Consider the following 21,962-nt stretch of genomic DNA (forward strand, 5'->3'; position numbering starts at 1 on the left):
GCATAACGAATTTATGAAATTTCAATTTTTGTATAGACAATAAAATAATTGTATGTAATAATTTGATTAAGGTTAATACAAAAAGGAGGCTTACAGTATGTCATTTGTTTTTACGAGAGTGGATGATCGGGCTATACATGGACAGACGGTTACCATGTGGAGCAAGATTTTCCAGAACAACGGAATTCTGCTTGTCGATGATGAAATTTCAAACGATCCCACCATGCGTCAGATTTATAAGAATGCGGCAGTGGGTATGAAGGTTTACATCTATACCATCGAGCAGGCATTGATCAAGGCAAAGCAGGCTGCTGAGAGTGAGCGCAATTATATTCTGATTGCAAGGTCACCCATCGTATTTGAAAAGCTGGAGAAAGGCGGTGTGAATATAGGCGAAAGAATTACCCTCGGTCCAGTTTCACAGGAGGAGGGAAGAACACTTCTGGCACAGTTTACCGCACTGAATCATGAAGAAATTCAGGCATGTGAGTATCTTTCCGAAAAGGGTAAGGATATTGTGTTTCAGAATATTCCATCCACACAGGCTGTAGATTGGAAATCCATCCATCATAAATAATTCATAGGAGAGGAGTGAGTATCATGAGTATACTACAGGCAGTGCTGATTGCTCTGTTCAGCTATCTGGCAGCAGAGTGTGTACCGGTTCTAATGGGGGATTTTGGAGGTTACTATGTTTTAAGTAAGCCGCTTGCTTCCGGGCTGATCGTCGGCATCATTCTTGGGGATGTCTCTACCGGTGTTACCGTAGGGGCTGCAGTACAGACAGTATATCTCGCTACAATGTCCGTTGGAGGCTCCATACAGACAGATATCGCAGTTGTCGCCTACCCTGCTGTTGCGCTGGGAGTAGTGTCCGGCGGGGATGCGAATGTATCCATCGCATTGGCAACGACGCTGGGTATTGTCGGTATTCTCATTTGGAACGGTATGGAATTTTGTAATGTATTCTGGGGGAATATGGCAGTAAAGGCTGCGGAAAAAGGGGATTATAAGGGTGTTATAAAATATCATGTATTTGGCGCCCAGCTAACAACCTTCCTGCTTCGCTTTGTGCCTGGCTTTCTTGTTTTGTATTTCGGTGCAGATTATGTAATCAGCCTGACGAATGCAGCACCTGCATGGACAATTCATGCACTTGAAATTGTAGGCGGCGTTCTGCCTGCTGTTGGAATTACTATGATTACGAGTCTATTGATTAAGGATGGTACCTACTGGGTATATTTCCTGACAGGATTTATTCTGATTACATATTTTGAATTGAGTATGGTTGCCGTTGCCGTGATTGCTGTAATCTTTGCGGTCATTGCCTATAAGCTGCTTGGCCGCTCCAACAGCGGGGATCAGGAGGAAGATGATATGGAGGTTGAATTCTGATGGAACAGAAAAAATTGAAAAAAGCTACCTTAATGAAAAGCTATTTAAACTGGTCATTCTTCCATCTGACATCTCTTGGCTTTGAACGAATGGAAGCATTCGGCTTTCTGCATAGCATGCTGCCTATTATCAAAGAGCTATACGGGGATGATAAGGAGGAAGAAATTAAGGCATTGAAGCGGCACAGTGTTTTCTATAATGTAGAGCCGATTCTGGGAAGTGTTGTCCCTGGCATTGTGGCTGCGCTTGAAGAAAATCGCGCAAACGGTGCTGAAATCGATGACGGGATGATTAACGGTGTCAAGGTGGGACTTATGGGGCCTTTATCAGGAATTGGTGACAGCTTCTTTCAGGGGCTGATGTGTCCGATTTTCCTGAGTATCGGTATATCACTTGCGGCTGATGGAAGTATTGTAGGGCCTTTGTTTTATATCTTTACAATGTTTCCGTTGATCGTGGCATTCTCTTACATTGTCTATTTCCGGGGATATCGACTTGGAATTGAATCCGTGAATATGTTCCTTGGGAAAAATGCCAAACGTATTCAGGAGGCGTTCTCAATCCTTGGGTTGATTGTTACAGGTGCGATTGGTGCCAGCTTTGTGGCGTTAAGCGTGAATATTACGATTGTAAAGGATGTTACAGTACAGGGCTTTCTGGATGGAGTGTTCCCTTCCGTACTGCCGCTGCTTCTGTTAGTAGTAACCTGGATTTTGATGGTAAAGAAGCATGCCAAAGCGACGCATCTGATTATCATTTATATTATACTGGCGTTTATCGGGGCATTTACAGGAATTATTTAGGCTTTGATGAGTGCATAGCTAAAAAAAACTGTAGCGTTTAGAAGATTGTGATTCTTCAAACCGTTACAGTTTTCTAATGTAAATGATATTTTATACAAGATTTATTATAAAAGAAAGGATATAAAATTCATTAAGAAAAGAGAATTGCATCATATTCTTATGAATACAGTGAACATGTTAGTTATTTGTTTGTCAATCCTTATACAAAAGTGCAATGTGATAAAGCGCATAACATCATACGTGTATGAAAAGAGAATGAAGAAAAACAGGAATCACCATATACAAATGGATATATGCACTAGTAATGCAGAATTCAGGGAAACCCTTTTTTATAGCAATTTAAGCATATTCGCTGGTGGAAGGGAATTTTCTATTCTTCTGATTGTAAGAGATACAGATAATCTCCATAGCCCTGTTCCTCCATTTCATGCAGAGGTATAAACCTTAACGCTGCGCTGTTAATACAATAGCGCATCCCTCCATAATGCTGCGGGCCGTCCTCAAACACATGGCCAAGATGTGCATCAGAAAGAGAGCTTCTCACTTCTGTGCGATGCATTCCAGCACTTACATCGCTTTTCTCTTTGAGTAATGCTTTGCTGATCGGCTTCGTAAAGCTTGGCCAGCCGCAGCCAGAAACAAACTTATCTGTTGAGGCAAACAGAGGTTCTCCACTGACAACATCCACATAAATCCCTTTTTCAAAGGTATCCCAGTAGGCATTGCGATACGGTCGCTCTGTTGCATTTTCCTGTGTAACTGCATACTGCTCCGGCGTCAGCATCTGTTTCAACTCTTGCTTATCAGGGACGCTAAAGCGTACTGAATTTGCATCCTTCCTCTCAAATTTTGACCTTGGTATATGATAGTATCCATCCGGATGCTTATCCAGATAATCCTGATGACAGGTCTCTGCCGAATAAAAATTTTCAAGTGAGCAATGCTCGATTGCAACTGGCTGATTACATGTATTCTGAAGTTTATCCAAAGATCGGCTGATTTTCTCTGCGTCCTTTGGATCTGTATAATAGATACCTGTTCGATACTGTGTGCCGATATCGTTTCCCTGCCTGTTTTTAGAAATCGGATCAATGATTGTGTAAAACTGCTCCAAAAGCTCCTCTAAGGTTACCATATGGCGGTCATAAAGAACATGCACACATTCCGCAAAGCCTGTATCCTTTGTACATACATCCTCATAGGTCGGATTCTCTGTCCTGCCGTTTGCATATCCGCATTCTGTAAACCGCACTCCCTCTATGGTGGAAAGAAATTTTTGTACGCCCCAGAAACAGCCTCCCGCAAGAAAAATCTCAGCTTCATCCTGTTGAAAATCCACCTGTAAATTTTCTCTGCGTACCGGCCGCTCGCTCTTTTTGGTAAATATATATAACAGAAGTATAATGATTGCTGCCGCAATTATCAAAAGTGTCATAGTTAATCCTCCGTCTTTCTAACAATCATAGCTGTCGTATCCGTAAATTGCATGTGAAATGCTTCAGCACTTACAGCATCCCCACAGGAGGAAGTTTTATACATCCTGTATAATTCAAAAAAATGCGGCAAGAATTATATAAGACACGTTACATTATGTAAAAAATATGATAGACTAAACCTGATATGGAAAGGAGATATTGTATGGAATTCAGAAGAATTAAAGCAGAGGATTATAAAGACATCCATACACTGAATGAGAAGCTGGGGTATTCTTATGATGTGGAAAAGGTGTATGACAGAATTATTTCTATTCTGGAAACAGGCAGTGACATCATCACTGTTGCTGAGGATGAAGGAAATGTAATCGGCTATATTCACGGGGCACCGTATGAAACATTATATTCTGATAAACTGATCAATATTGTTGCGTTTGTTGTCAGTGATGACTATGCCGAAAATGTAGAGGTACGTCAGATTTATGATGTGTTTGAGGAACGTGTACGGAAAAATGGATATTGCGGTCTGCGTATGACGGCAAGTGTGAAGCGGGAGAATTTGTTCAATTTATTGTGTCAGCATGGCTTTGAAAGTCATCGGGATTTAAAGCATTATTTGAAAATTTTCTAACATAAGATGTTTAAAGGAGAAGAATGTGAATTGCGATATAACAGGGATTATATCGTTTTTTTGACTTCTGTGCATATGAAATCCTTACAGGTTTTGCATACCATGCACTCATATGAAAAAGGAATTCTCACAGAATTCCTAATTATGATTTCTTCTTTAATTCCTTCAGGTTGCTGGATCTGGGAACCCTTCTCAGCTTCTCCAGGTTCTGCGCGAGGATTTTTTCATAGGAGGAGGTCAGTTCTGGTTCATAAAACCGTTTGTTTTTCAGCCTGTCCGGCAGATACTGAATACGATTCCAGAGATCACTTCGTTCATAGTCATACTTTTCATCATCATCCATATGTACAGGTGTGAAGCGCAGATAATCCGGAACACTGTAGGAGGTATGGCGCAGTGTACTCATTGCGGCATCAATGGCATGTTCGGCACTCTTTGATTTCGGAGATAGCGTCAGGTCGATGATAGCAGCAGCCAGTATGATACGGGCCTCCGGAAATCCGACACGCTTTGCGGCATCAATAGCAGTTGCACAGCGTGCTACAGCGGCAGGATTGCCTAAGCCAATATCCTCATAGGCGGTCACAAGCAGCCGGCGTTCAATGCTTTCCATGTCATTTGCCTCGATCATGATGCCGAGATAATATAAAGCCGCATCAACATCACTACCGCGTATGGATTTCTGAAAACCGCTTAATACATCATAATAGCCGTCACCGTCACTGTCCATACTCATATTTGGAAACTGAGAATATTGAGAAACCAGCTCCTGTGTAATAGTGCCTTCACAGGCAATCGCACAGATTTCTAAAATATTCAAAGCATAACGGATATCGCCGTTACTGTGGCGGGCGATAATATGCAGGGCTTCTTCCTCAATCTGTACACTGTCAGAAAGTCCATCCGGATGATGGATTGCTTTTTTCAATGCGTGCTCGATATCCTCCTGCTCTGCCTGCTTGATTTCGAATAAATGACAGCGAGAACGGATTGCCGGATTGATCGCGTGAAGCGGATTGCTTGTCGTTGCGCCGATGAGTGTGATATTCCCGTTTTCGACATGTGGCAGCAGTAAATCCTGTTTATCCTTATTTAACCGGTGAACCTCATCTATAATAACAATAAGTCCCTCATAAAACTTAGCTTCCTGGAAGATGGTTTCAAGATCTTTTTTATTTCCGGTTACCGCATTAAACAGGCGGTAGGGCAGCTCCAGCTCATTTGCCAGCACCATGGCAAGCGTTGTTTTACCGGTACCTGGAGGGCCATAGAAAATCATGGAGAATAATCGTTTTTCCATGATACATCTGCGAAGAACCTTGCCTTCGCCAATCAGATGCTGCTGCCCGATAATATCATCCAGATGCTGCGGACGCATTCGAAACGCCAGTGGCTGCTTCATATACATTCCTCCCTCGTCTTCATGTACGTACTATTTTATCATAAATAGAAAGAAAAAGGAGTACCTGCAGGTATTTAACGGTTTATACTGGGAACAGAATTGGCAGCATCTACAAGACAAGCTCATAAATCAAAACATCGCACAACCTGTTTTTTTACTTTTTGTAGCTCTTGATATCTAACCCGGGGTAAGAACCTGAATTCTATCCAAATAGATGCTCCAGAAGGATTTTAATGCCAATCAGTATTAAAATAATACCGCCAAGAATTTCAGCATATTTTTCAAGAAGGTCACCCAGGCGGTTTCCCAGATAAACGGCTACAAAGCTTAAAGCAAAGGTGGTAAGACCAATAATCGTAATTGCAGTCCAGATATGTACCTGTAAAAAAGCAAAGCTGATACCCACTGCAAGTGCATCAATACTTGTCGCGATTGCCAGAATCAGAATGGTCTTTAGTGTCAGAGACTTATCTTCACAGGCTTCCTCATCCCCGTGAAAGGATTCCCGTATCATATTCCCTCCAATAATCGCCAGTAAGCCAAATGCAATCCAGTGATCAACGGAAGCGATGATTTCCTGAAAATAGCTGCCTGCCCACCAGCCCACCAGCGGCATCACGGCCTGAAAGATGCCAAAGAAAAACCCGAGTATCAGTGCATAACGCAGAAGCTCCTCTTTCTTCATGGTCATACCCCTTGCGATACTTACTGCGAATGCATCCATGCTTAACCCGATCCCAATCATGAAAATTGAAAATAAACTCATTATCTTATCCTCCTGAATGAAAAAGAGACTCATACGTGAAAAACACACGCATAAGTCTCGTTATTTAATACTTAAGCCAGATTCACTATGAATCATTATGTTGACCTAACTACTCAAATGTGAGCTAACTACTCCCTTATAAGCCTGTACATCATATCAGATATCCTTGAAAAATGCAATCCTCAGGCCGCATTTTCATCACTAAATTCATCCAGCAGATCCTTCGCTCCAGTTTTACTCTGATTCGCCCTTTTATATCCCTTAAAGGATGGGAAATCAATGGTATCTACTTGATTGATATCGTTGATGTTCAAAGACATATTTATATCCATTACTGCTGTTTTTTTATTTTCATCTGCATCCTCCATGACATAGGCGGCAGTGATTTTCATTTCCAGACGTTCTAATTGATTCTGTTCATTTACTGTCATAATATAGGCAGCTTCACTTACATCAGTAACCTTAATACCATCTCCGATATTGAAGGTGTCATCATTTATGGATTTGTTTGCATAGCTCTTGGCGGATTTCAGACTGTTTTTGTTTAAAACAGCTGTAATAATTTTTTTACCATCTTTTCGCTCTATTGACATTTCTTCAAAAGCCTTTTCAGCGTTTGTCTTTAAATTTCCTGTCTCCTTATCCAGATTCAGCTTGCTCAGCATCTTATCATCCAGCGGCATATATTCTTTCTGCATATCCATGATATTGGCATATACAACATCGTCCTTCATATAAATAGTAGCTAAATCCTCCATGCCGATGCCATTAACCGCAGCATCCACCCGCAGCGCCATTTGTAGCTTCTGTTTTGCATTAAAGCTCCCATTCATCGTTATTTTCGCATGGGTATTCAGCTCATCCGCATCAACCAGAAATTTCATGTCAATGGCGGCGGATTTTACCTTTGCCAAATTATCTGTTGCTGTGATATAGGTCTTCATTGCTTCTTCATCGATTTTATTCTTGCTGCTGCATGCAGCCAGTGTAAATACCATCAGCATGCACATCAGCATAGTCAGTGCTTTTTTCATTTCCTCATCCCTTTCTATCTAGCCTGAACCGGCATATAACACACTATATTTATATCCTATGTGTCAATTTAGAAAAGGCCGTGAAGCATAGGAGTTCAACGGCCGTTTATGTTATTGTATGCTGCCTTCCGTGTAGTCTTTAAAATTCGGGAAGTCGATGTTGGATACTCTATTGATATCTTTTATCGTCAGAGAAACGGTACCGTTTAATTCCTGCTTTGTTTCTCCCTTTGTATTTGTCATTTCCAGTGTAATGACAGCTTTTTCCATGAAGTCATTATTTAAGGTGACATCCATATCCAGCTTCTTGAATTCTACATTAGCATCCGTGACATTGTTTTTCTCTGTTTGCTTTTTAGCTTCTTCATTGATTTTTTCAACATCGAAAGAAAGCTTCAGGTCATTTCCCTTTACAGATGCTTCCTTCAGGTATTTCTTCATATCTTCCTTGTTCATTTTAAAGGTATCGGCATCAAAGTTCATGTTAGGAATACTTGCAGTACCCATCGCATCCTTCAGAGATGTTTTCTGCTTCATCATGTCCATCATATTCATATACATCGTATCGTCCTTGACATGAAGCTGCATGTATTTATCGACCTTTTGTCCACTGGCTTCCATATCCAGTGTCATACTAAGCTGCAGCGGCTTCTTTGTTTCTGTGATGAAATCTCCATACAGCTTTATCTTTGCATTTTCCTTATCCACTGTCATATCCATATCTGCGGAGTAATTAGCGGATTTTACTTCACTGAACTTCTTAACAGATGCTTCCAGTTTATCCAAAGCATCATCATTTACCTTGGATCCGGAGCATGCAGCCATGGAAAACAGCATTCCAAAGCTTAATACCAATGCGGTTAATTTTTTCATTTGTTTCTCTCCCTTACTATTTTTATTATAAGTTAATAATACCATAAGGTTCTTTTATTTTGTAGTATTTTTGGATAAATTACAGAAAAGTAAGAAATTCAAACTTTCTTTTTAAAGATTGTTTCATAAGACTGCCAATAATTAGCGCTATCTGTTTAATAATATACGAACAACAGAGCGATAATGAAAAGATTGTAAGGTAATTGGAAAAGAAAGGGTATTGATATAGATCGTCCTGTTTTCAATATGTTCACAGTATTATGTAAAGAAAATCAGATGATGTGATGAACTCGTTCATGTTACCTCTAATCTTTCAGGAAATGATAATTGCGTACAGAATCAAACTGCGCTACACTATAGTATATGATAAGGAGGCGGTTGAATGAGAATCGGACAATCTACAGATATACATCAGCTGGTTAAGGACAGAAGCCTTATTCTGGGAGGTGTGCAGATTCCTCATGAATATGGACTTCTCGGGCATTCGGATGCGGATGCATTGCTTCATGCGATTGCAGAGAGCATTCTCGGAGCGCTGGCACTTGGCGATTTAGGAAGTCATTTCCCAGACACAGATCCGCGATATAAGGATATGGATTCCTTGTGGATGCTGAAGCAGGTCTATAAGATAATGGATGAAAAGGGCTACTTGATTGGTAATCTGGATGCCATGATTATGATAGAACGCCCAAAGATGGCACCTCATATTCCGGCAATGAGAAAGAATGTGGCAGCCGCATTGAATTGCAGTATGGAGCAGGTGAGTATTAAAGCAACGCGTGGAGAGAAGCTGGGATTTGTCGGCAGAGAGGAGGGTGTACAGGCACAGTGTATCGTGTTGCTTATGGAAAAGCAGGACAGGGGATAATATACTAATTTTCATATATACGATTTATATCCTATATATGATAGAGAAGAAGGCCATAGCTTATGACCTTTTTCTTTTTGAGCAGAAGATGCATAATAATTTTATACAAGTTTTTATAGGGAAGAGCATATAGGTATGGATAAAGCTATTATCTGTTTTCAAACTGGTATAGCTGTAATTTTTGTTAAGACTATATCAGAAAATGAACCTTTATATAAACTAAGAATTATTTTTAATTTTATTCTTAAACCTATTGACGAATGACAAATTTGGATATATAATAAGAATGGTTCTTAAGATTGGAGGTTGACATGATAAGAAAGTCTTCCAAACAACGCGATATGATACTCAATTATATGAAGCAGATTGAGGGTCATGTCACACCGGAGCAGGTCTTTCAGGAAATGAATGCCGGAGGTCAGAAAATCAGTCTGGCAACGATTTATCGAAATCTGAATATTCTCTGTGAGATGCATGAAGTCAAAAAGATTGCGCATCCTATAGATGGTTATCAGTACGATAAAACTTGTAAACCGCACTATCACCTGCACTGCATAAAGTGCGACCGCATCCTTGATTTGGATATTCCTTATCTTGAGTCATTCAACGAGGAAATGTCAAAGCAGACGGGACTTCCAATCAAGACACACAATTTAATGGCAGAGGGTATCTGCGAAGATTGCTTGAAAAAGCAAAATGGTATCGATCAGAAACACTGATCAGATCAATGTAAAGTTAAAACGGAGGAAAAAAACATGGAATTAAAAGGATCTAAGACAGAACAGAATTTGATGGCAGCATTCGCTGGTGAATCTCAGGCACGTAACAAATATACCTATTATGCACAGATGGCTCGTGAGGAAGGTATGGAGCAGATTGCGGATATCTTTGAAGAAACTGCACGTAACGAGCAGGAACATGCTAAACTGTGGTTCAAGGCTCTGCATGAGGATAAGGTTCCTACAACTGCAGTAAACTTGGAGGATGCAGCTGCTGGTGAAAACTATGAGTGGACTGACATGTATAAGGGATTTGCAGAAACTGCGAAAGAGGAAGGCTTTGCTAAAATCGCTTTCCAGATGGAGCAGGTTGCTAAAATCGAGAAGCATCACGAAGAGCGTTACCTGAAATTACTGGATAACGTTAAGAACGGTAAAGTATTTGAGAAAGACGAAGCAACTGTATGGGTTTGCGATATCTGTGGATACCGTCATGAAGGAACTGCTGCACCTAAGGCATGTCCTGTATGCGGATATTCAGGAGCACATTTCGCAGAAGAAGCAAAAAACTACTAAGAATAAGGTAAGTGAAAAAGCACGGCAAATGTCGTGTTTTTTTATATATCGAGATTATATGATTTCTGGTTTTATCTTCAAATAAGATGTAGGAGGGGAGGTATCTTGTTTGTGATATGATCTTTCTAAATATCAAATAAAAGGTTACATTTTTCTGTTCACAGACACTGCTTTATTAACAAAAGAAAAAATATAAGCTTCATACTGGAATTTACATAAAATATAGGAATGAGAATTATTATATATATATATATATATAAATGAGCAAAAACGAGCATATTGTTTAGAAAAATATGATTTATAGAATGAAAATGCTTGATTTTGTTTGAATGTGGATTTATAATAGGTTTGTAAGAAAGGGCACTATGGTGTTGTAGGTGACAAAATGAAACCAACGAAAAAAGCAAGTGAAATGACGACAAAGGAACTGGCACAGTATATCGACTACTCAGTATTAAAACCTGAATTTACAGAAGAAGATATTATTGCTCTTACGAAGGATGGTGTAGAGCTGGGCTGCGCTACCATCTGTATCAATCCAGGCTACATGGATCTCTGTGAACCTTATGTTAAAGGCAGTGATACAATGCTTTGTCCAGTATGTGATTTTCCATTCGGAACAAGCTCAACAGAGTCTAAAGTAAAACAGATTGAAATTGTCGCAAAATATGATAGTGTAAAGGAAGTGGATATTGTTGCCAACTTTGGTCTGATTCGTTCCGGTAAATATGATGAAGTCACAAAGGATTTGAAGGCATGTGCCGATGCTGCTCATAAATATGGTAGAGAAATTAAGGTTATTTTTGAAACTGATGCATTAAATGAGGAGCAGGTACGCAAGGCATGCAAGTGCTGTATTGAGGCAGGAGCAGATTTCGTGAAGACAAGTACAGGCTTCTTAACCGGCTTTGAAGCACATGGTGCAACTCCGGAAATCATTAAGGTTATGATGGAAGAGGTTGACGGAAAATGTAAGGTAAAGGGAAGCGGATGTATCCGTACAAGAGAGCATTTCCTGCAGTTGATCGATATGGGAATCGATCGCATGGGTGTAGGATATAAATCTGTTCCGGTAGTTCTTGGACTTGATAAAAAGGTTGTAACAGATAACTATTAAAATAATCCAATAAATTTATTAAAGCATAGAATAATATGAAAAGAGGTAAATCATCTGAATTACCTCTTTTTTCGTGATTAGGAAACAGTATACCGCTAGTATTTATCGTTTTCTATATTAGTTCTACTGTAACTACTGTCTGTTTTATTTGGTATAGGTAAGCAGTAGATGCTTAAATTCGGTAAAGGTTGTACAGTGACTTATTTGTTCAAGTATGGATTCCTGTGAAAATAAAAGTATAAGCGCTTCGTACAGCTTGCGAAACAGATGTGAATCCCGTTCATGGATGGCAATCAGTAGGACAACGTGTACAAATTGTTTATCCCATTCAATACCCTGTCTGGATAACGCGAGTGCAATTCCTGTCTTTTTTGCATCCATTTTCATGGAATGAGGAACAGCGATTTTGCCAAATGCAGTAGAAGCAGCTTCCTCGCGTTTCATAACATCCTCATAAAATAAAGGTGAAGTGTAGCCCTGTTCATACAGCTTATTATGCAGACTGCGAATTACATTTTCTTTCCTCATGTGGTCATCTGTATGCAGTAGAAATAGTGATTCATTAAAAAAAACAGAAAAATTATCAGAAAGAATATGCAGCTTTTTTTGATCCGTAACATCCTGTATTTTTTCAAAAATCTGTTTCAAATCCAGCGCCTTTTTTAAAGGTGGAATCATTATGATATGTTTATATTTTTTTTGCACAGGTATGGTGGTAAACAATAAATCTATCGGAATATCAGGTATTTGTGATTCATAGGAGCAGGAGGCCTGTATACAAATTTCCGTATCAAAATGAATAAGCAGATAATTACACAGCTCCTGCCTGCTGTTTTGATAGTCTGGACACAGCAGTATACATTTCAGCTTTCCGCTTTCACTGCTCTGCCGCTCAATATCCGCTCCGATATGCATTGCTAAATAAGCAGTTTCATCCGAAGTGATATGCAGATTGCAGGAAGCTTCCAGATAATTAGCCACATAAATGGCACAGTCAAAGAGCATGGGACAGGATGATTGTATGCTTTCCAGTAATGGGTTTCTAAGTGTTGTGTTTTTTTCGCAACGGGCAAACAGATTTTTAAAATGCAGGGCAAGAGGATACAGCAGTGTATCCTTATCCAGTGTTAAACCATATTGCCTGTTTATGGAGGTGATGACGGTCTGTGTGATTTCATAGATATTCTGACCAACAATATCAATCAGGTCCTGTCGGTTTTCTGCATGACATAGATTGATACTGGTGCTAATCAAATTATGTATATCACAGCGCTCTCCAGCAAGCAGGGTCACATGAAAGCTTTTTTCAAGATTTTCTATGACTGATAATGAAATATTTGAAAATATTGGCTGCTGTTCTTCCGTATGCAGAATTGTATTTCCACAAAGCAGACGGTCAAGCAGTATGGCAAGATGCAGGGTCAGGTTTGTATAGCCAAAATCGTTTATATAACAGCTGTGCTTTTTGAAATTTTCATGTAGGATATCATGAATCCTCTGAATATTCAGATTTGGAAATATTTCCTTTAAAACCTGTAAGTCCACAAAGCGCTCACTGGATTCCTGATATATGATATCTGTCAGAAATTTTCTTTTATTTCGTTCTTCACCATCAGCATATACCCTATCATTACGGCATCGAAAAGTGATACCGGTATGCTGATATTCTTTATTCATACGATTTAACAATCCTTTAATCGAGGAATAGCTGAGAAACAGCTCATCACAGAGATCATAGAGGTCTATTGTCTCTACATGACCGATGAAAAACTGCCGTATGATGTAGGAGCTTCGTTCCTGATACGTCTGAGGAATATCACTGTTTTCGCCCTGTACAGCTATATCTGCATGGATTTGGTATCCCTTGTTACTGGAAGCAATCAGTCCGGGTAATTCTTCCTGTATGGCAGCTATATAGTTTTTCACAGAACGCGGAGTAACCTGAAGCAGCTTAGCAAGCCTGGTAGAAGAAATCGGCTGTTTCTGCTGTCTGAGTATTTGAACAAGCTCTTCATGTTTCTTTTTCATAGCACTATCCCTCTCTTCTCTCTTATTATAATGCAATATGTAATCAATTCAAAATGAATCTTTTTCACTGCAGGGAGGAAAATATTAAATTTTTCACTCCTGTGATGAAAGATTACAGGTTGAGGAAATCATATATACCGGAGATAATATAGGCGTGGAACAGTTCCAGTACCATTAGGAGGTAGAAAACATGGAAAAGCTAACTATATTATTATGCTGCGGAGCAGGGATGTCCAGCGGCTTCCTTGCACAGCAGATGCGTGGAGCAGCAAAAAAACAGGGGATTATAGCAAAGGTGGAAGCCAAAAGCCAGAACAATATTGCAGATGATCTTCCAAAGACAGATATATTGTTGATAGGCCCACATCTGTCCTATGCGTTTGATGATTTAAAGGCGATGTGTGATCCGTACGAGATTCCGGTTCTTATCATTCCAAAAGATATGTATGCAGGTTTAGACGGTAAGGGATTGCTTGCCTTATGTATGGAAACATTAAAGGGAAAGGAATAGAAACATGAACACATTTATTAACTGGTTGGGTTCCAGCTTCGCACCGAAGGTTGCGAAGGCTATGGACAAGAAAATCATTCGTACACTCTCCGGAGCATTGATGGCCAATGTGCCGATTCTGCTGCTGGGTAGTATTATATCCATATACAACCTTCTAGCAGGCTATATCTCATTTCTGCCTGATCTTTCACCGGTTTACAATTTCAGCTTTGGCATCATGTCTTTGACGCTTGTATTTCTTGTCGGTTATCATGGAGCCAAGGAATACGGGTTTAAAGAATATGGTGTTTCAACCGGGTTAATAGCCCTGATGATGTTTTTTATGGTTATAAAGCCAACTATCGTTGATTTTCAGTTTCAGGTCGCTTTTGGAAGGTTTGGGGGCTCTGGTATGATATCTGCATTCTTTTCCGGTATTGTAACCATTGTTATCAGCAACCTGTATTTCAAGCTGCATCTGTTCGAAGATTCTGTATCTCTTCCGGATTTTCTCATTCGCTGGCTGAATCAGGTAATTCCTGGAATCGTTGTACTAGTGTTGACAACAATTCTTATTTATTGGTGTAATATTGATTTATTTGCACTTATTACCGATCTTTTCTCACCATTGATTAGTATTGGACAGACATATCCAGGGTTTATGCTTTGTATTTTTATACCTGTATTCTTCTATTCCTTCGGAATTAACAGCTGGTTTATGAATCCAATCACCAGTCCGATTGGACTTGCAGGTATCACCGCAAATGCCGCAGCCTTTGAACAGGGACTGCAGCCGACAAATATTTATACATCCAATGTGACTTTCTCCGTTATATTCATAGGTGGAATGGGAATGACACTGGCATTAAATATCATGATGCTTCGCTCACGTAGTAAGAGGATCAAAAAATTTGGTCAGATTGCTATGATTCCTTCGCTGTTTAATATCAATGAACCCCTGGTTTATGGCGCACCGATTGCATTAAATCCAATTCTAATGATTCCTATGTGGATCAATGCCCTCGTGTTGCCAACAATTGCATGGTTTGCTTTTTCCAGCGGACTTGTTACAATTCCACATGCAGTTATGAATGTTAATCAGCTTCCTATGCCAATATGTTCATTCCTGGCAACTCATGGAGATTTCCGTGCAGTTATTCTGGTTGTCGGTATGTTCCTGCTGTCATGGCTAATCTGGTGGCCGTTCTTTAAGGCACATGAAAATAAAATGGTAAAGGAAGAAATGGAGATGGAAGCAAATGACTGATGATAATAACGAACTGATTATGACTGCTATGGGTATTCTGACACATGCCGGAGATGCACGACTGCATGCTAAAAAGGCATTAAAGCATGTACAGGCTTTGCAATTTGAGGAGGCAGATACGTGTCTGCAGGAAGCAAAAAAAGAAATCACACAGGCTCACTCTGCTCAGACTGCAATTATCCAGGCAGAAGCACGGGGGGTACAGTATGAATACTGCATGCTGTTTAATCATGCACAGGACACACTGATGACGATTAACAGTGAAATAGAACTATGTGATTCCCTGGTTGATACCTTTCGCTGCTTTGCAAATATGTTTGTGAGAAAGGAGGAAAATTGATGGGTGTATTTCCTGAAAACTTTCTCTGGGGTGGAGCGAGTGCTGCTGTACAGATGGAAGGTGCTTATCTTGAGGATGGAAAAGGATTAAATGTTGCGGATATTCAAATCTGTTATAAAAAAGCAAAAGGCGGAGGCAATATCAATTATACAAGAGATGTATTGGAGAAGCGGATTGCGGATGTGCAGGCTGAGCAGAAGCAGAACTATTATCCAAAGCATAACGCGGTTGATTTCTATCATCGGTATAAGGAGTATATTGCTTTGATGAAGGAATGTGGTTTTAAAGCCTTTCGCATGAGTATCAGCTGGGCTAGAATATTTCCGAATGCGGATGATACAGTGCCTAATGAAGCAGGTCTGCAGTATTATGATGATGTTTTTGATGAGTTACACAGACAGGGGATTGAACCAATCGTTACATTGACACATTATGATATGCCTTTGACGGTTGTGAACAAGTATCAGGGCTGGTATGGCAGACAGACGATTGATTTATATACCCGCTTTGCCGCTACCTGTCTGAAACGTTATAAAGATAAGGTGAAATACTGGATTGTAATCAATCAGATAAATCTGATTTTCGGTGAGTCCTTTAGCTCCCTTGGAATGGTAATGGATGAATATGAGGATTTTACAGCCGCAAAATATCAGGCGGTACATAATGAATTTGTAGCAAGTGCTAAAATTGTTCAAGCGGCGAGGGCTATTGACCCAGCTCTACAAATAGGAATGATGCTGGCGGATCAATTGACTTATGCAAAAACGTGTGACCCGCAAAATGTGAAAATAGCCATTGAAAAAAACCGTATGAAGGATTTCTTCTTTGCAGATGTGCAGCTGCGTGGGGGATATCCGGGATATGCGAAGACTTGGTTTAAAAGGAATGGAATTACCATTCATATGGAAGCTGGGGATGAGGAGCTTATTAAAGCGTATACAATGGATTTTCTGGCTGTTGCCTATTATTATAGCCATTGCGTTGATGAAGAAGGAAATCGCTGCAGCAATCCGTATACAAAAGCTACAGAATGGGGATGGACGATTGATCCGACTGGACTCTATACTACCATGGCGCAGTATTGGGATCGCTACGGAGTGCCGATGATGATTGCGGAAAATGGTGTTGGAGTAGAAGAAGCTCCTGATCGTGATGGCTGTATACATGATATATATCGTATTGATTATCAAAAGCGTCATATTGCGGAATTAAAAAACCTGATAGAGGAAGGTACAGATATCTTTGCATATACCATGTGGTCGCCGTTTGATATTGTCAGTGGAAACAGCTGTGAAATGGAAAAACGCTACGGGTTAATCTATGTCGATATTGACAATGAAGGTAATGGAAGCGGCAGATGCATACCGAAGGATTCCTACTACTGGTACAGCCAGGTAATCAAATCAAATGGGGAAAATTTATAAGGAGTGTGCATTTTATGAGACAATTGTGTGTGCAATCTGAGCATACAAAAAATAGATATGAATAAAATGCAGAAATTAAAATGTATATCGTAAAAGGAATGAGAGATACATATCGTTTCTTACTCAATAATGGATAATTAAGATATCAGTAATAAAGAAAAGAAGAATGAAATCTTTCAAGCAAAGGAAAGTCACTTCTTCTTTTTTGTTCTTTTACTTCTTCCATAAAGTGTGGAAAAGCTATATGTTCTTTATATTTGTTGCTGTTTCAGTATAGGTTCCTTGATAAAGCGAACAACCTCATACGATTTACGGCTGCCGAATATATCTGGTGGTAGAAGCTAATTTATCCGCATATTGATCTTCCCTTAACGGCGATTGATGAGTTCCGCAGTGAACAGGATGAAAATCCGTTGTTTAAAGCATTGGCAGACATATGGAAAAAAGAATTATAATGTTTGTGTGAAGAAGCAAAAAAGTATTTGCTGGATGATTATCAGGTTTAAAAAAGGAAATCGTTAAAACCTCATCACGGTGGATATTATTTCATGATGAGGTTCGTATATATGAAGGAAACCAAATGTAAATAATGATAATGCTGTTTTTCGTAAGCAAAGAGGAAGGTATCTTCTGACAGATACCGTCATTTTCATGACACCCTATAGTTGCTTTCACCTATTTTTATATATAGATGAGACTTTGCTTAGCAGGGCATTTATAATATGAAATAGCGGCATATAGTTATCTAATTGTTTCACTTCCTTTATTCATGCTATATATAACTTGCGTATTATCTTACGTTTTACCTTGCTTATCCAACGGCTGATATAATGAATAAAATGTCATCATATATATGAAATAAACAAAACTTAATATATTTCCTATATGAGTGCAATTTTATATACAGTTATATTTTATCAGCAGCAGTTTTTCACATGCCTGCGTGAATGCAATATCATACATATGGATAGTACAATAACCGTAACTATCCAAAACAGAATAATAACATTTTTCCAAGCAAAGGGTGTACCGAAAAAACTGAAATACGGAAGTATCTCTCCTGTATCCGTATGCAGAGGAATTCTGAAAAACTGTGTGAAATGAATCATTTGTGAAGGGAAAAACTGATCAATTACCAGTCCAGGAAATAATTGATTAAAGAAACCGGTAAAGCCTGTAATCAGTGTAATCAGCAACAATGGGATAACCGTTGCAAACCGGTTTTTGGTAGCATAGGAAGCAAACAATGTTATGCATGCTGTTGCGACTGTCGCTGTAATGATCAGCAGCATTGCATTGATTATCAACGTCTTATACGTAAAAACATACTCGATAACATTGTTCAGCGCTGCCATTGACTGCGAGTAATAGGTTAACTGCAGACTTCTTAACGGCAGAAATATACAAGCCATTATAAAAACAAGAAGGAACTGTATCAGTACAATGCCAAGTGCAAGCAGGATTCCGGCACTGATCTTTGCAGTTGTTATTCTCTTGTTTCCAGCCGCTGTGGGAATCATAATCTGATATGTCTGATAATGCTTCTCCATAGCAAAAGTATTTGCCAGTACAATTACAAGAATCAGCAGGGAGGCAAATTCCAGATCATACAGTGCTTGGACAAATAAAGTATTTGGAATATTACTGTCGATATTATATGCTGCTGTTTTGTAGTTATGAATAAAAGTATTCATCGTAGGCTCATAGCTGCCTTCTATTACATCATCCTTTGCGATAATGAAGGAAAGCTCTTTATCACTCAACTGATCAGCATGCAGCCAATCCTTCATTTCCTGAAAGCGATAATTCCTATAAGTACTGGCAGCTCCCTTATCCTCTTCCTCCTCATAATATCCATAGATACTGCTATATAAATGACGAACATCAGCGTATTTTGTATAATCCTGCAAATGAACGCGTATCTTATCGCTTCCTTCAATTTCCTCATACGAATAACCGCCGCTGATAGTTATATAGGTATCGAATAATTCGCGAACTTCTTTGTCAGTATATTTCCCGTTCCGTGCATTTTTTAGCAAAATTTTATAATTATCACCGTACATTTTTTTCATTTTCGCTTCATCCAGCTGATCCCCGGGGAATTTATCTATGATAGCAGTAAAATCTTTATCCATTCGTTTGATGGTATCCTCACATAAAATTCCGGCATAGGAATGCTGAATCTGATCAGCCAGCTGCCAATAGGAAAGCCCTGTTCTTTCCATTCCCTGTACATCTCTCATGCCAATATCAGGACGATAATCCGGATTATGATGATACACCTGGAACGTCCTATAGCCGTTAAACAATACCAAAATGAGTAATAGTATAATGTTTATTTTACTTTTGAATATTTTTTTGAACTCTGTTCGTATCAGTCTTATCATACAGCATCACCCTCCTGAAAATAGTATAAATACAGATCATCCAGATCAGGGGACAGGTTTATTGCCTTTGGATGCGGACTCGTATCTGCGACAATCCGCAATTCAATACAATCTCCAATATTGTGACTCTTTACAATGATAAATGAATTTATCAAAGCCAATGCCTCTTTTTTAGGAAGAGAAACCTGCCAAACCTTATTAAGCATGGTTTGCAACAGCTCCTGAGGTGTATCATGCAGGAGAATTTTTCCTTCCTTCATCACGATAATATCATCGGCTATCGTTTCTATATCACTTACGATATGCGTAGACAGCAGTACAATACAATCCTGTGAAAGTGATGCGATAAGGTTTCGAAAAATAATGCGCTCCTTAGGGTCTAAGCCTGCAGTTGGCTCATCCAGAATTAGGATTTTCGGCTTGTTTAATAACGCCTGCGCAATCCCCACTCTTCTCAGCATACCACCGGATAGGTGCTTCATTTTGGTTTTTCGCTTATCCTCAAGATTCAGCGTATGCAGCAGCTCATCAATCCTTTTTCTGCCGTATTCCCTAGACTGATTTTTCAGGATGCTCATATATTCCAGAAATTCGTACACGGTATAATGTGGATAAAAACCAAAATGCTGCGGCATATAACCGATCTTTGACGCATAGACATCATACTGTTGCATCGCATCGATTTCATTATAGCTGATGCTTCCTTCATCTTTAGGAAGCAGTCCGCACAGGATTCTCATCAGTGTGGTTTTTCCGCTTCCATTTGCACCGAGCAGGCCATGTACGCCTTTTTCAAGCGTCAGATTAACATCATGCAGAACCTGATGCTTCTTAAAAGATTTATTGATATGTTCTATAAGCAGCTCCATTTTTGCTGTCTCCTTTCTGTGTCTGTCAGCTCCATGTTTAACCGCCACATATTGATAAGATAGATTCCGGATACAAGCAGTATGGATAGCAATACGATGGAACTGGTTATCATGGCGCGTAGAAATTGTAAATATAGTAAAAGATATACTCCGTAAAAAAGTGCGTACAGAACAACTGCAGACACATAGCCTTTGATTTTATGCAGCAGGCGGGTGAAGATGATCTGCATAATATAAAGAGGAATAATACTTGTGACAATGAATTCCGCAGCTGGTATGGAGGTATTCCATATGAAAACCGGCAGAAGAAGGATGGACATGCACAAAGCATTTAAAGCGATTGCAGCAGTACGGATCATAAAGGAGCGGCAGGGATTCAGGTATACTGGACTGACAATTTCATACATCTGATAATGTCTGTTTTTATAGTATTCATAAAGAGCGGTAATCCCCAGTGTGAAGAAGTAAATGGTCGTATAGATCAGAGCATTCGCCGTATCCAGCTGTATAAGGAACAGGGAAATCATCAGTCCCAGAATGGACAGCAGCATATAGAAGCGAAAGTCCAGCCACATAAAGCGAAGAATCAACTGCATAAGTGAGGGATTGGTTTGCCGTATGTTTTGTTCCTGTTCCTTTTGACAAAGAAAAATCGTTTGTTCCAGGTGTGCTTCATCTATTGAGATATGATTTTTATTCATGATAATCACCTTCCTTCCATAATGTGGATAATTTTTTTAATGCTGCGGTATGTCTTGTTTTTACTGTAGAAATTGGGATGGAGAAGCTTTCAGCAATCTCTTTAAATGTCATCTGATGGAAATATTTCAGCAGAATTACATCCTGTTGTGCATCGGATAACTCCCCTATGTACAGCATCAGTTCTTCATTTCGAATCTGATTGAGTATGGCCTCATGTACATTGCAGCTTGTTGCTATACCATCGGATTGTGTATCAATATCCGTATGCTGTTCACGATTCATTTTTCTATGGTAGTCGTGACAGAGATTGCTTGCGATGCGATACAGATAGTGCAGTGTCTTTCCCTGTGCATGGTACATAGGAAGCTGACGGATGAAGCGGACAAATACCTCCTGTGTGATATCCTTCGCAGTATCATCCCCCTGCATTTTACGATAGGTGAAGGAGTAGACCGGAGGGTAGAGATCACGGATAAATGTATTCAGTGCCTGCTGATCGCCTTTTTTTATTTTGTGAATGATCTGCTGTTCTCTCATATGCCTCCTCCTCACTTACTTAACGATTTCATTGAATAAAAGGTTTTCTTTTTTCTTCATTTTAACATATATCTTTTCAAGCATGAAAAAAAGACTTGTTCACATTCCTGTCTCTCTGATAGGAATGAAATAAGTCTTTTCATTTTGTATTTATAATGAAATAGATTCCGACAAAACTTGTTCAAAATATAAAAAAAGTGTTAGTGTTATCGATCTGGGGGAAGATATACTGACTTACCTATATGGGTGGGGGAAGAAAGAGTAAGCCAGCTGATAACACTAACATAGTTAATATAACCTA

Annotated in this window: 23 protein-coding genes; 13 read left to right on the top strand and 10 right to left on the bottom strand. The window is 39.4% G+C overall.

The window, feature by feature from the left end:
* Nucleotides 1-97: 97 nt before the first annotated feature.
* Genes GKZ87_00730 through GKZ87_00740 form a run of 3 tightly spaced genes read left to right on the top strand, consistent with a single transcriptional unit; the run spans nucleotide 98 to nucleotide 2,198 of the window.
* The gene (locus GKZ87_00730) at nucleotides 98-577 is read left to right on the top strand and encodes a PTS mannose/fructose/sorbose transporter subunit IIB (protein ID QSI24123.1); all 480 of its coding nucleotides are present in this window, start codon (nucleotides 98-100) and stop codon (nucleotides 575-577) included.
* A gap of 23 nt (nucleotides 578-600) precedes the next feature.
* Nucleotides 601-1,395: a PTS sugar transporter subunit IIC gene (locus GKZ87_00735; protein ID QSI24124.1), complete on the top strand. Its 795-nt coding sequence runs from the start codon at nucleotides 601-603 to the stop codon at nucleotides 1,393-1,395.
* Complete coding sequence (locus GKZ87_00740) at nucleotides 1,395-2,198, top strand: PTS system mannose/fructose/sorbose family transporter subunit IID (protein ID QSI24125.1); 804 nt, start codon at nucleotides 1,395-1,397, stop codon at nucleotides 2,196-2,198. Before GKZ87_00735 ends, GKZ87_00740 begins: the two co-directional genes overlap by 1 nt.
* A 370-nt stretch (nucleotides 2,199-2,568) precedes the next feature.
* Here the strand turns inward: GKZ87_00740 and msrB are convergent, their stop codons facing one another.
* On the bottom strand, nucleotides 2,569-3,633 hold the full coding sequence (gene msrB, locus GKZ87_00745; protein QSI24126.1) for a peptide-methionine (R)-S-oxide reductase MsrB: 1,065 nt from the start codon (nucleotides 3,631-3,633) through the stop codon (nucleotides 2,569-2,571).
* Nucleotides 3,634-3,836: 203 nt separating this feature from the next.
* Between msrB and GKZ87_00750 the strand changes: the two genes are divergently transcribed.
* A complete protein-coding gene (locus GKZ87_00750; protein ID QSI24127.1) occupies nucleotides 3,837-4,262 on the top strand; it encodes a GNAT family N-acetyltransferase in 426 nt (141 codons plus the stop codon).
* A 142-nt stretch (nucleotides 4,263-4,404) separates the two neighbouring features.
* On the opposite strand, the gene GKZ87_00755 is transcribed toward GKZ87_00750, so the two are convergent.
* From GKZ87_00755 to GKZ87_00765, 3 genes are all read right to left on the bottom strand, one after another.
* A complete protein-coding gene (locus GKZ87_00755; protein QSI24128.1) occupies nucleotides 4,405-5,664 on the bottom strand; it encodes an AAA family ATPase in 1,260 nt (419 codons plus the stop codon).
* A gap of 202 nt (nucleotides 5,665-5,866) precedes the next feature.
* On the bottom strand, nucleotides 5,867-6,430 hold the full coding sequence (locus GKZ87_00760) for a hypothetical protein (protein ID QSI24129.1): 564 nt from the start codon (nucleotides 6,428-6,430) through the stop codon (nucleotides 5,867-5,869).
* A gap of 182 nt (nucleotides 6,431-6,612) precedes the next feature.
* The gene (locus GKZ87_00765; GenBank protein ID QSI24130.1) at nucleotides 6,613-7,464 is read right to left on the bottom strand and encodes a hypothetical protein; all 852 of its coding nucleotides are present in this window, start codon (nucleotides 7,462-7,464) and stop codon (nucleotides 6,613-6,615) included.
* On the opposite strand from GKZ87_00765, the gene GKZ87_00770 reads away from it, so the two are divergent.
* Nucleotides 7,452-7,607, top strand: coding sequence for a hypothetical protein (locus tag GKZ87_00770; protein QSI24131.1), 156 nt, complete (start codon nucleotides 7,452-7,454; stop codon nucleotides 7,605-7,607). The genes GKZ87_00765 and GKZ87_00770 overlap by 13 nt on opposite strands.
* Here the strand turns inward: GKZ87_00770 and GKZ87_00775 are convergent.
* Nucleotides 7,576-8,337 carry a Fe3+-citrate ABC transporter substrate-binding protein gene (locus tag GKZ87_00775; GenBank protein QSI24132.1) on the bottom strand — a complete coding sequence of 254 codons (762 nt, stop codon included), beginning with the start codon at nucleotides 8,335-8,337 and terminating at the stop codon, nucleotides 7,576-7,578. The two genes, GKZ87_00770 and GKZ87_00775, sit on opposite strands and share 32 nt — an antisense overlap.
* 382 nt (nucleotides 8,338-8,719) lie before the next feature.
* Here GKZ87_00775 and GKZ87_00780 point away from each other — a divergent pair, with 382 nt between their 5' ends.
* The 4 genes from GKZ87_00780 (at nucleotide 8,720) to deoC (ending at nucleotide 11,617) form a co-directional block, all read left to right on the top strand.
* Nucleotides 8,720-9,205, top strand: coding sequence for a 2-C-methyl-D-erythritol 2,4-cyclodiphosphate synthase (locus GKZ87_00780; GenBank protein ID QSI24133.1), 486 nt, complete (start codon nucleotides 8,720-8,722; stop codon nucleotides 9,203-9,205).
* 311 nt (nucleotides 9,206-9,516) lie between these two features.
* The gene (locus GKZ87_00785) at nucleotides 9,517-9,924 is read left to right on the top strand and encodes a transcriptional repressor (protein QSI24134.1); all 408 of its coding nucleotides are present in this window, start codon (nucleotides 9,517-9,519) and stop codon (nucleotides 9,922-9,924) included.
* 36 nt (nucleotides 9,925-9,960) lie between these two features.
* Nucleotides 9,961-10,500: a rubrerythrin family protein gene (locus GKZ87_00790; GenBank protein ID QSI24135.1), complete on the top strand. Its 540-nt coding sequence runs from the start codon at nucleotides 9,961-9,963 to the stop codon at nucleotides 10,498-10,500.
* 385 nt (nucleotides 10,501-10,885) lie between these two features.
* Nucleotides 10,886-11,617 (top strand): deoxyribose-phosphate aldolase, encoded by a 732-nt coding sequence (gene deoC, locus GKZ87_00795; GenBank protein QSI24136.1) that lies wholly within the window; start codon nucleotides 10,886-10,888, stop codon nucleotides 11,615-11,617.
* A gap of 144 nt (nucleotides 11,618-11,761) precedes the next feature.
* Here deoC and GKZ87_00800 read toward each other — a convergent pair whose 3' ends face one another.
* Entirely contained in the window at nucleotides 11,762-13,645 is a 1,884-nt protein-coding gene (locus GKZ87_00800) for a PRD domain-containing protein (GenBank protein QSI24137.1), read from the bottom strand.
* A gap of 190 nt (nucleotides 13,646-13,835) precedes the next feature.
* Between GKZ87_00800 and GKZ87_00805 the strand changes: the two genes are divergently transcribed.
* Genes GKZ87_00805 through GKZ87_00820 form a run of 4 tightly spaced genes read left to right on the top strand, consistent with a single transcriptional unit; the run spans nucleotide 13,836 to nucleotide 17,166 of the window.
* On the top strand, nucleotides 13,836-14,156 hold the full coding sequence (locus tag GKZ87_00805; GenBank protein ID QSI24138.1) for a PTS sugar transporter subunit IIB: 321 nt from the start codon (nucleotides 13,836-13,838) through the stop codon (nucleotides 14,154-14,156).
* A 4-nt stretch (nucleotides 14,157-14,160) separates the two neighbouring features.
* Entirely contained in the window at nucleotides 14,161-15,402 is a 1,242-nt protein-coding gene (locus GKZ87_00810; protein ID QSI24139.1) for a PTS sugar transporter subunit IIC, read from the top strand.
* A complete protein-coding gene (locus GKZ87_00815) occupies nucleotides 15,395-15,742 on the top strand; it encodes a PTS lactose/cellobiose transporter subunit IIA (GenBank protein QSI24140.1) in 348 nt (115 codons plus the stop codon). The genes GKZ87_00810 and GKZ87_00815 overlap by 8 nt, the downstream gene beginning before the upstream one ends.
* A complete protein-coding gene (locus GKZ87_00820) occupies nucleotides 15,742-17,166 on the top strand; it encodes a family 1 glycosylhydrolase (protein QSI24141.1) in 1,425 nt (474 codons plus the stop codon). The genes GKZ87_00815 and GKZ87_00820 overlap by 1 nt, the downstream gene beginning before the upstream one ends.
* Before the next feature lie 917 nt (nucleotides 17,167-18,083).
* Here GKZ87_00820 and GKZ87_00825 read toward each other — a convergent pair.
* From GKZ87_00825 to GKZ87_00840, 4 genes are read right to left on the bottom strand one after another with little or no spacing between them, the layout of a single operon-like run.
* Nucleotides 18,084-19,553 carry an ABC transporter permease gene (locus GKZ87_00825; protein ID QSI24142.1) on the bottom strand — a complete coding sequence of 490 codons (1,470 nt, stop codon included), beginning with the start codon at nucleotides 19,551-19,553 and terminating at the stop codon, nucleotides 18,084-18,086.
* Nucleotides 19,550-20,422 (bottom strand): ATP-binding cassette domain-containing protein, encoded by an 873-nt coding sequence (locus GKZ87_00830; protein QSI24143.1) that lies wholly within the window; start codon nucleotides 20,420-20,422, stop codon nucleotides 19,550-19,552. Before GKZ87_00830 ends, GKZ87_00825 begins: the two co-directional genes overlap by 4 nt.
* Nucleotides 20,407-21,123, bottom strand: coding sequence for a hypothetical protein (locus GKZ87_00835; GenBank protein ID QSI24144.1), 717 nt, complete (start codon nucleotides 21,121-21,123; stop codon nucleotides 20,407-20,409). Before GKZ87_00835 ends, GKZ87_00830 begins: the two co-directional genes overlap by 16 nt.
* Nucleotides 21,116-21,661, bottom strand: a complete 546-nt coding sequence (locus tag GKZ87_00840; GenBank protein ID QSI24145.1) for a sigma-70 family RNA polymerase sigma factor — start codon at nucleotides 21,659-21,661, stop codon at nucleotides 21,116-21,118. The genes GKZ87_00835 and GKZ87_00840 overlap by 8 nt, the downstream gene beginning before the upstream one ends.
* Nucleotides 21,662-21,962: the final 301 nt, after the last annotated feature.

The organism is Erysipelotrichaceae bacterium 66202529, from assembly GCA_017161075.1.
GTDB lineage: Bacteria > Bacillota_I > Bacilli_A > Erysipelotrichales > Erysipelotrichaceae > Clostridium_AQ.

What these genes read in the sequence shown, in the direction of transcription:
- deoC (QSI24136.1), top strand. Translation starts at nt 10,886, where the DNA reads ATGAAACCAACGAAAAAAGCAAGTGAAATGACGACAAAGGAACTGGCA.
- GKZ87_00805 (QSI24138.1), top strand. Translation starts at nt 13,836, where the DNA reads ATGGAAAAGCTAACTATATTATTATGCTGCGGAGCAGGGATGTCCAGC.
- GKZ87_00775 (QSI24132.1), bottom strand. Translation starts at nt 8,337, where the DNA reads ATGAAAAAATTAACCGCATTGGTATTAAGCTTTGGAATGCTGTTTTCC.
- GKZ87_00750 (QSI24127.1), top strand. Translation starts at nt 3,837, where the DNA reads ATGGAATTCAGAAGAATTAAAGCAGAGGATTATAAAGACATCCATACA.
- GKZ87_00800 (QSI24137.1), bottom strand. Translation starts at nt 13,645, where the DNA reads ATGAAAAAGAAACATGAAGAGCTTGTTCAAATACTCAGACAGCAGAAA.
- GKZ87_00755 (QSI24128.1), bottom strand. Translation starts at nt 5,664, where the DNA reads ATGAAGCAGCCACTGGCGTTTCGAATGCGTCCGCAGCATCTGGATGAT.
- msrB (QSI24126.1), bottom strand. Translation starts at nt 3,633, where the DNA reads ATGACACTTTTGATAATTGCGGCAGCAATCATTATACTTCTGTTATAT.
- GKZ87_00785 (QSI24134.1), top strand. Translation starts at nt 9,517, where the DNA reads ATGATAAGAAAGTCTTCCAAACAACGCGATATGATACTCAATTATATG.
- GKZ87_00735 (QSI24124.1), top strand. Translation starts at nt 601, where the DNA reads ATGAGTATACTACAGGCAGTGCTGATTGCTCTGTTCAGCTATCTGGCA.
- GKZ87_00780 (QSI24133.1), top strand. Translation starts at nt 8,720, where the DNA reads ATGAGAATCGGACAATCTACAGATATACATCAGCTGGTTAAGGACAGA.
- GKZ87_00830 (QSI24143.1), bottom strand. Translation starts at nt 20,422, where the DNA reads ATGGAGCTGCTTATAGAACATATCAATAAATCTTTTAAGAAGCATCAG.
- GKZ87_00790 (QSI24135.1), top strand. Translation starts at nt 9,961, where the DNA reads ATGGAATTAAAAGGATCTAAGACAGAACAGAATTTGATGGCAGCATTC.
- GKZ87_00820 (QSI24141.1), top strand. Translation starts at nt 15,742, where the DNA reads ATGGGTGTATTTCCTGAAAACTTTCTCTGGGGTGGAGCGAGTGCTGCT.
- GKZ87_00740 (QSI24125.1), top strand. Translation starts at nt 1,395, where the DNA reads ATGGAACAGAAAAAATTGAAAAAAGCTACCTTAATGAAAAGCTATTTA.
- GKZ87_00730 (QSI24123.1), top strand. Translation starts at nt 98, where the DNA reads ATGTCATTTGTTTTTACGAGAGTGGATGATCGGGCTATACATGGACAG.
- GKZ87_00765 (QSI24130.1), bottom strand. Translation starts at nt 7,464, where the DNA reads ATGAAAAAAGCACTGACTATGCTGATGTGCATGCTGATGGTATTTACA.
- GKZ87_00810 (QSI24139.1), top strand. Translation starts at nt 14,161, where the DNA reads ATGAACACATTTATTAACTGGTTGGGTTCCAGCTTCGCACCGAAGGTT.
- GKZ87_00815 (QSI24140.1), top strand. Translation starts at nt 15,395, where the DNA reads ATGACTGATGATAATAACGAACTGATTATGACTGCTATGGGTATTCTG.
- GKZ87_00835 (QSI24144.1), bottom strand. Translation starts at nt 21,123, where the DNA reads ATGAATAAAAATCATATCTCAATAGATGAAGCACACCTGGAACAAACG.
- GKZ87_00840 (QSI24145.1), bottom strand. Translation starts at nt 21,661, where the DNA reads ATGAGAGAACAGCAGATCATTCACAAAATAAAAAAAGGCGATCAGCAG.
- GKZ87_00825 (QSI24142.1), bottom strand. Translation starts at nt 19,553, where the DNA reads ATGATAAGACTGATACGAACAGAGTTCAAAAAAATATTCAAAAGTAAA.
- GKZ87_00760 (QSI24129.1), bottom strand. Translation starts at nt 6,430, where the DNA reads ATGAGTTTATTTTCAATTTTCATGATTGGGATCGGGTTAAGCATGGAT.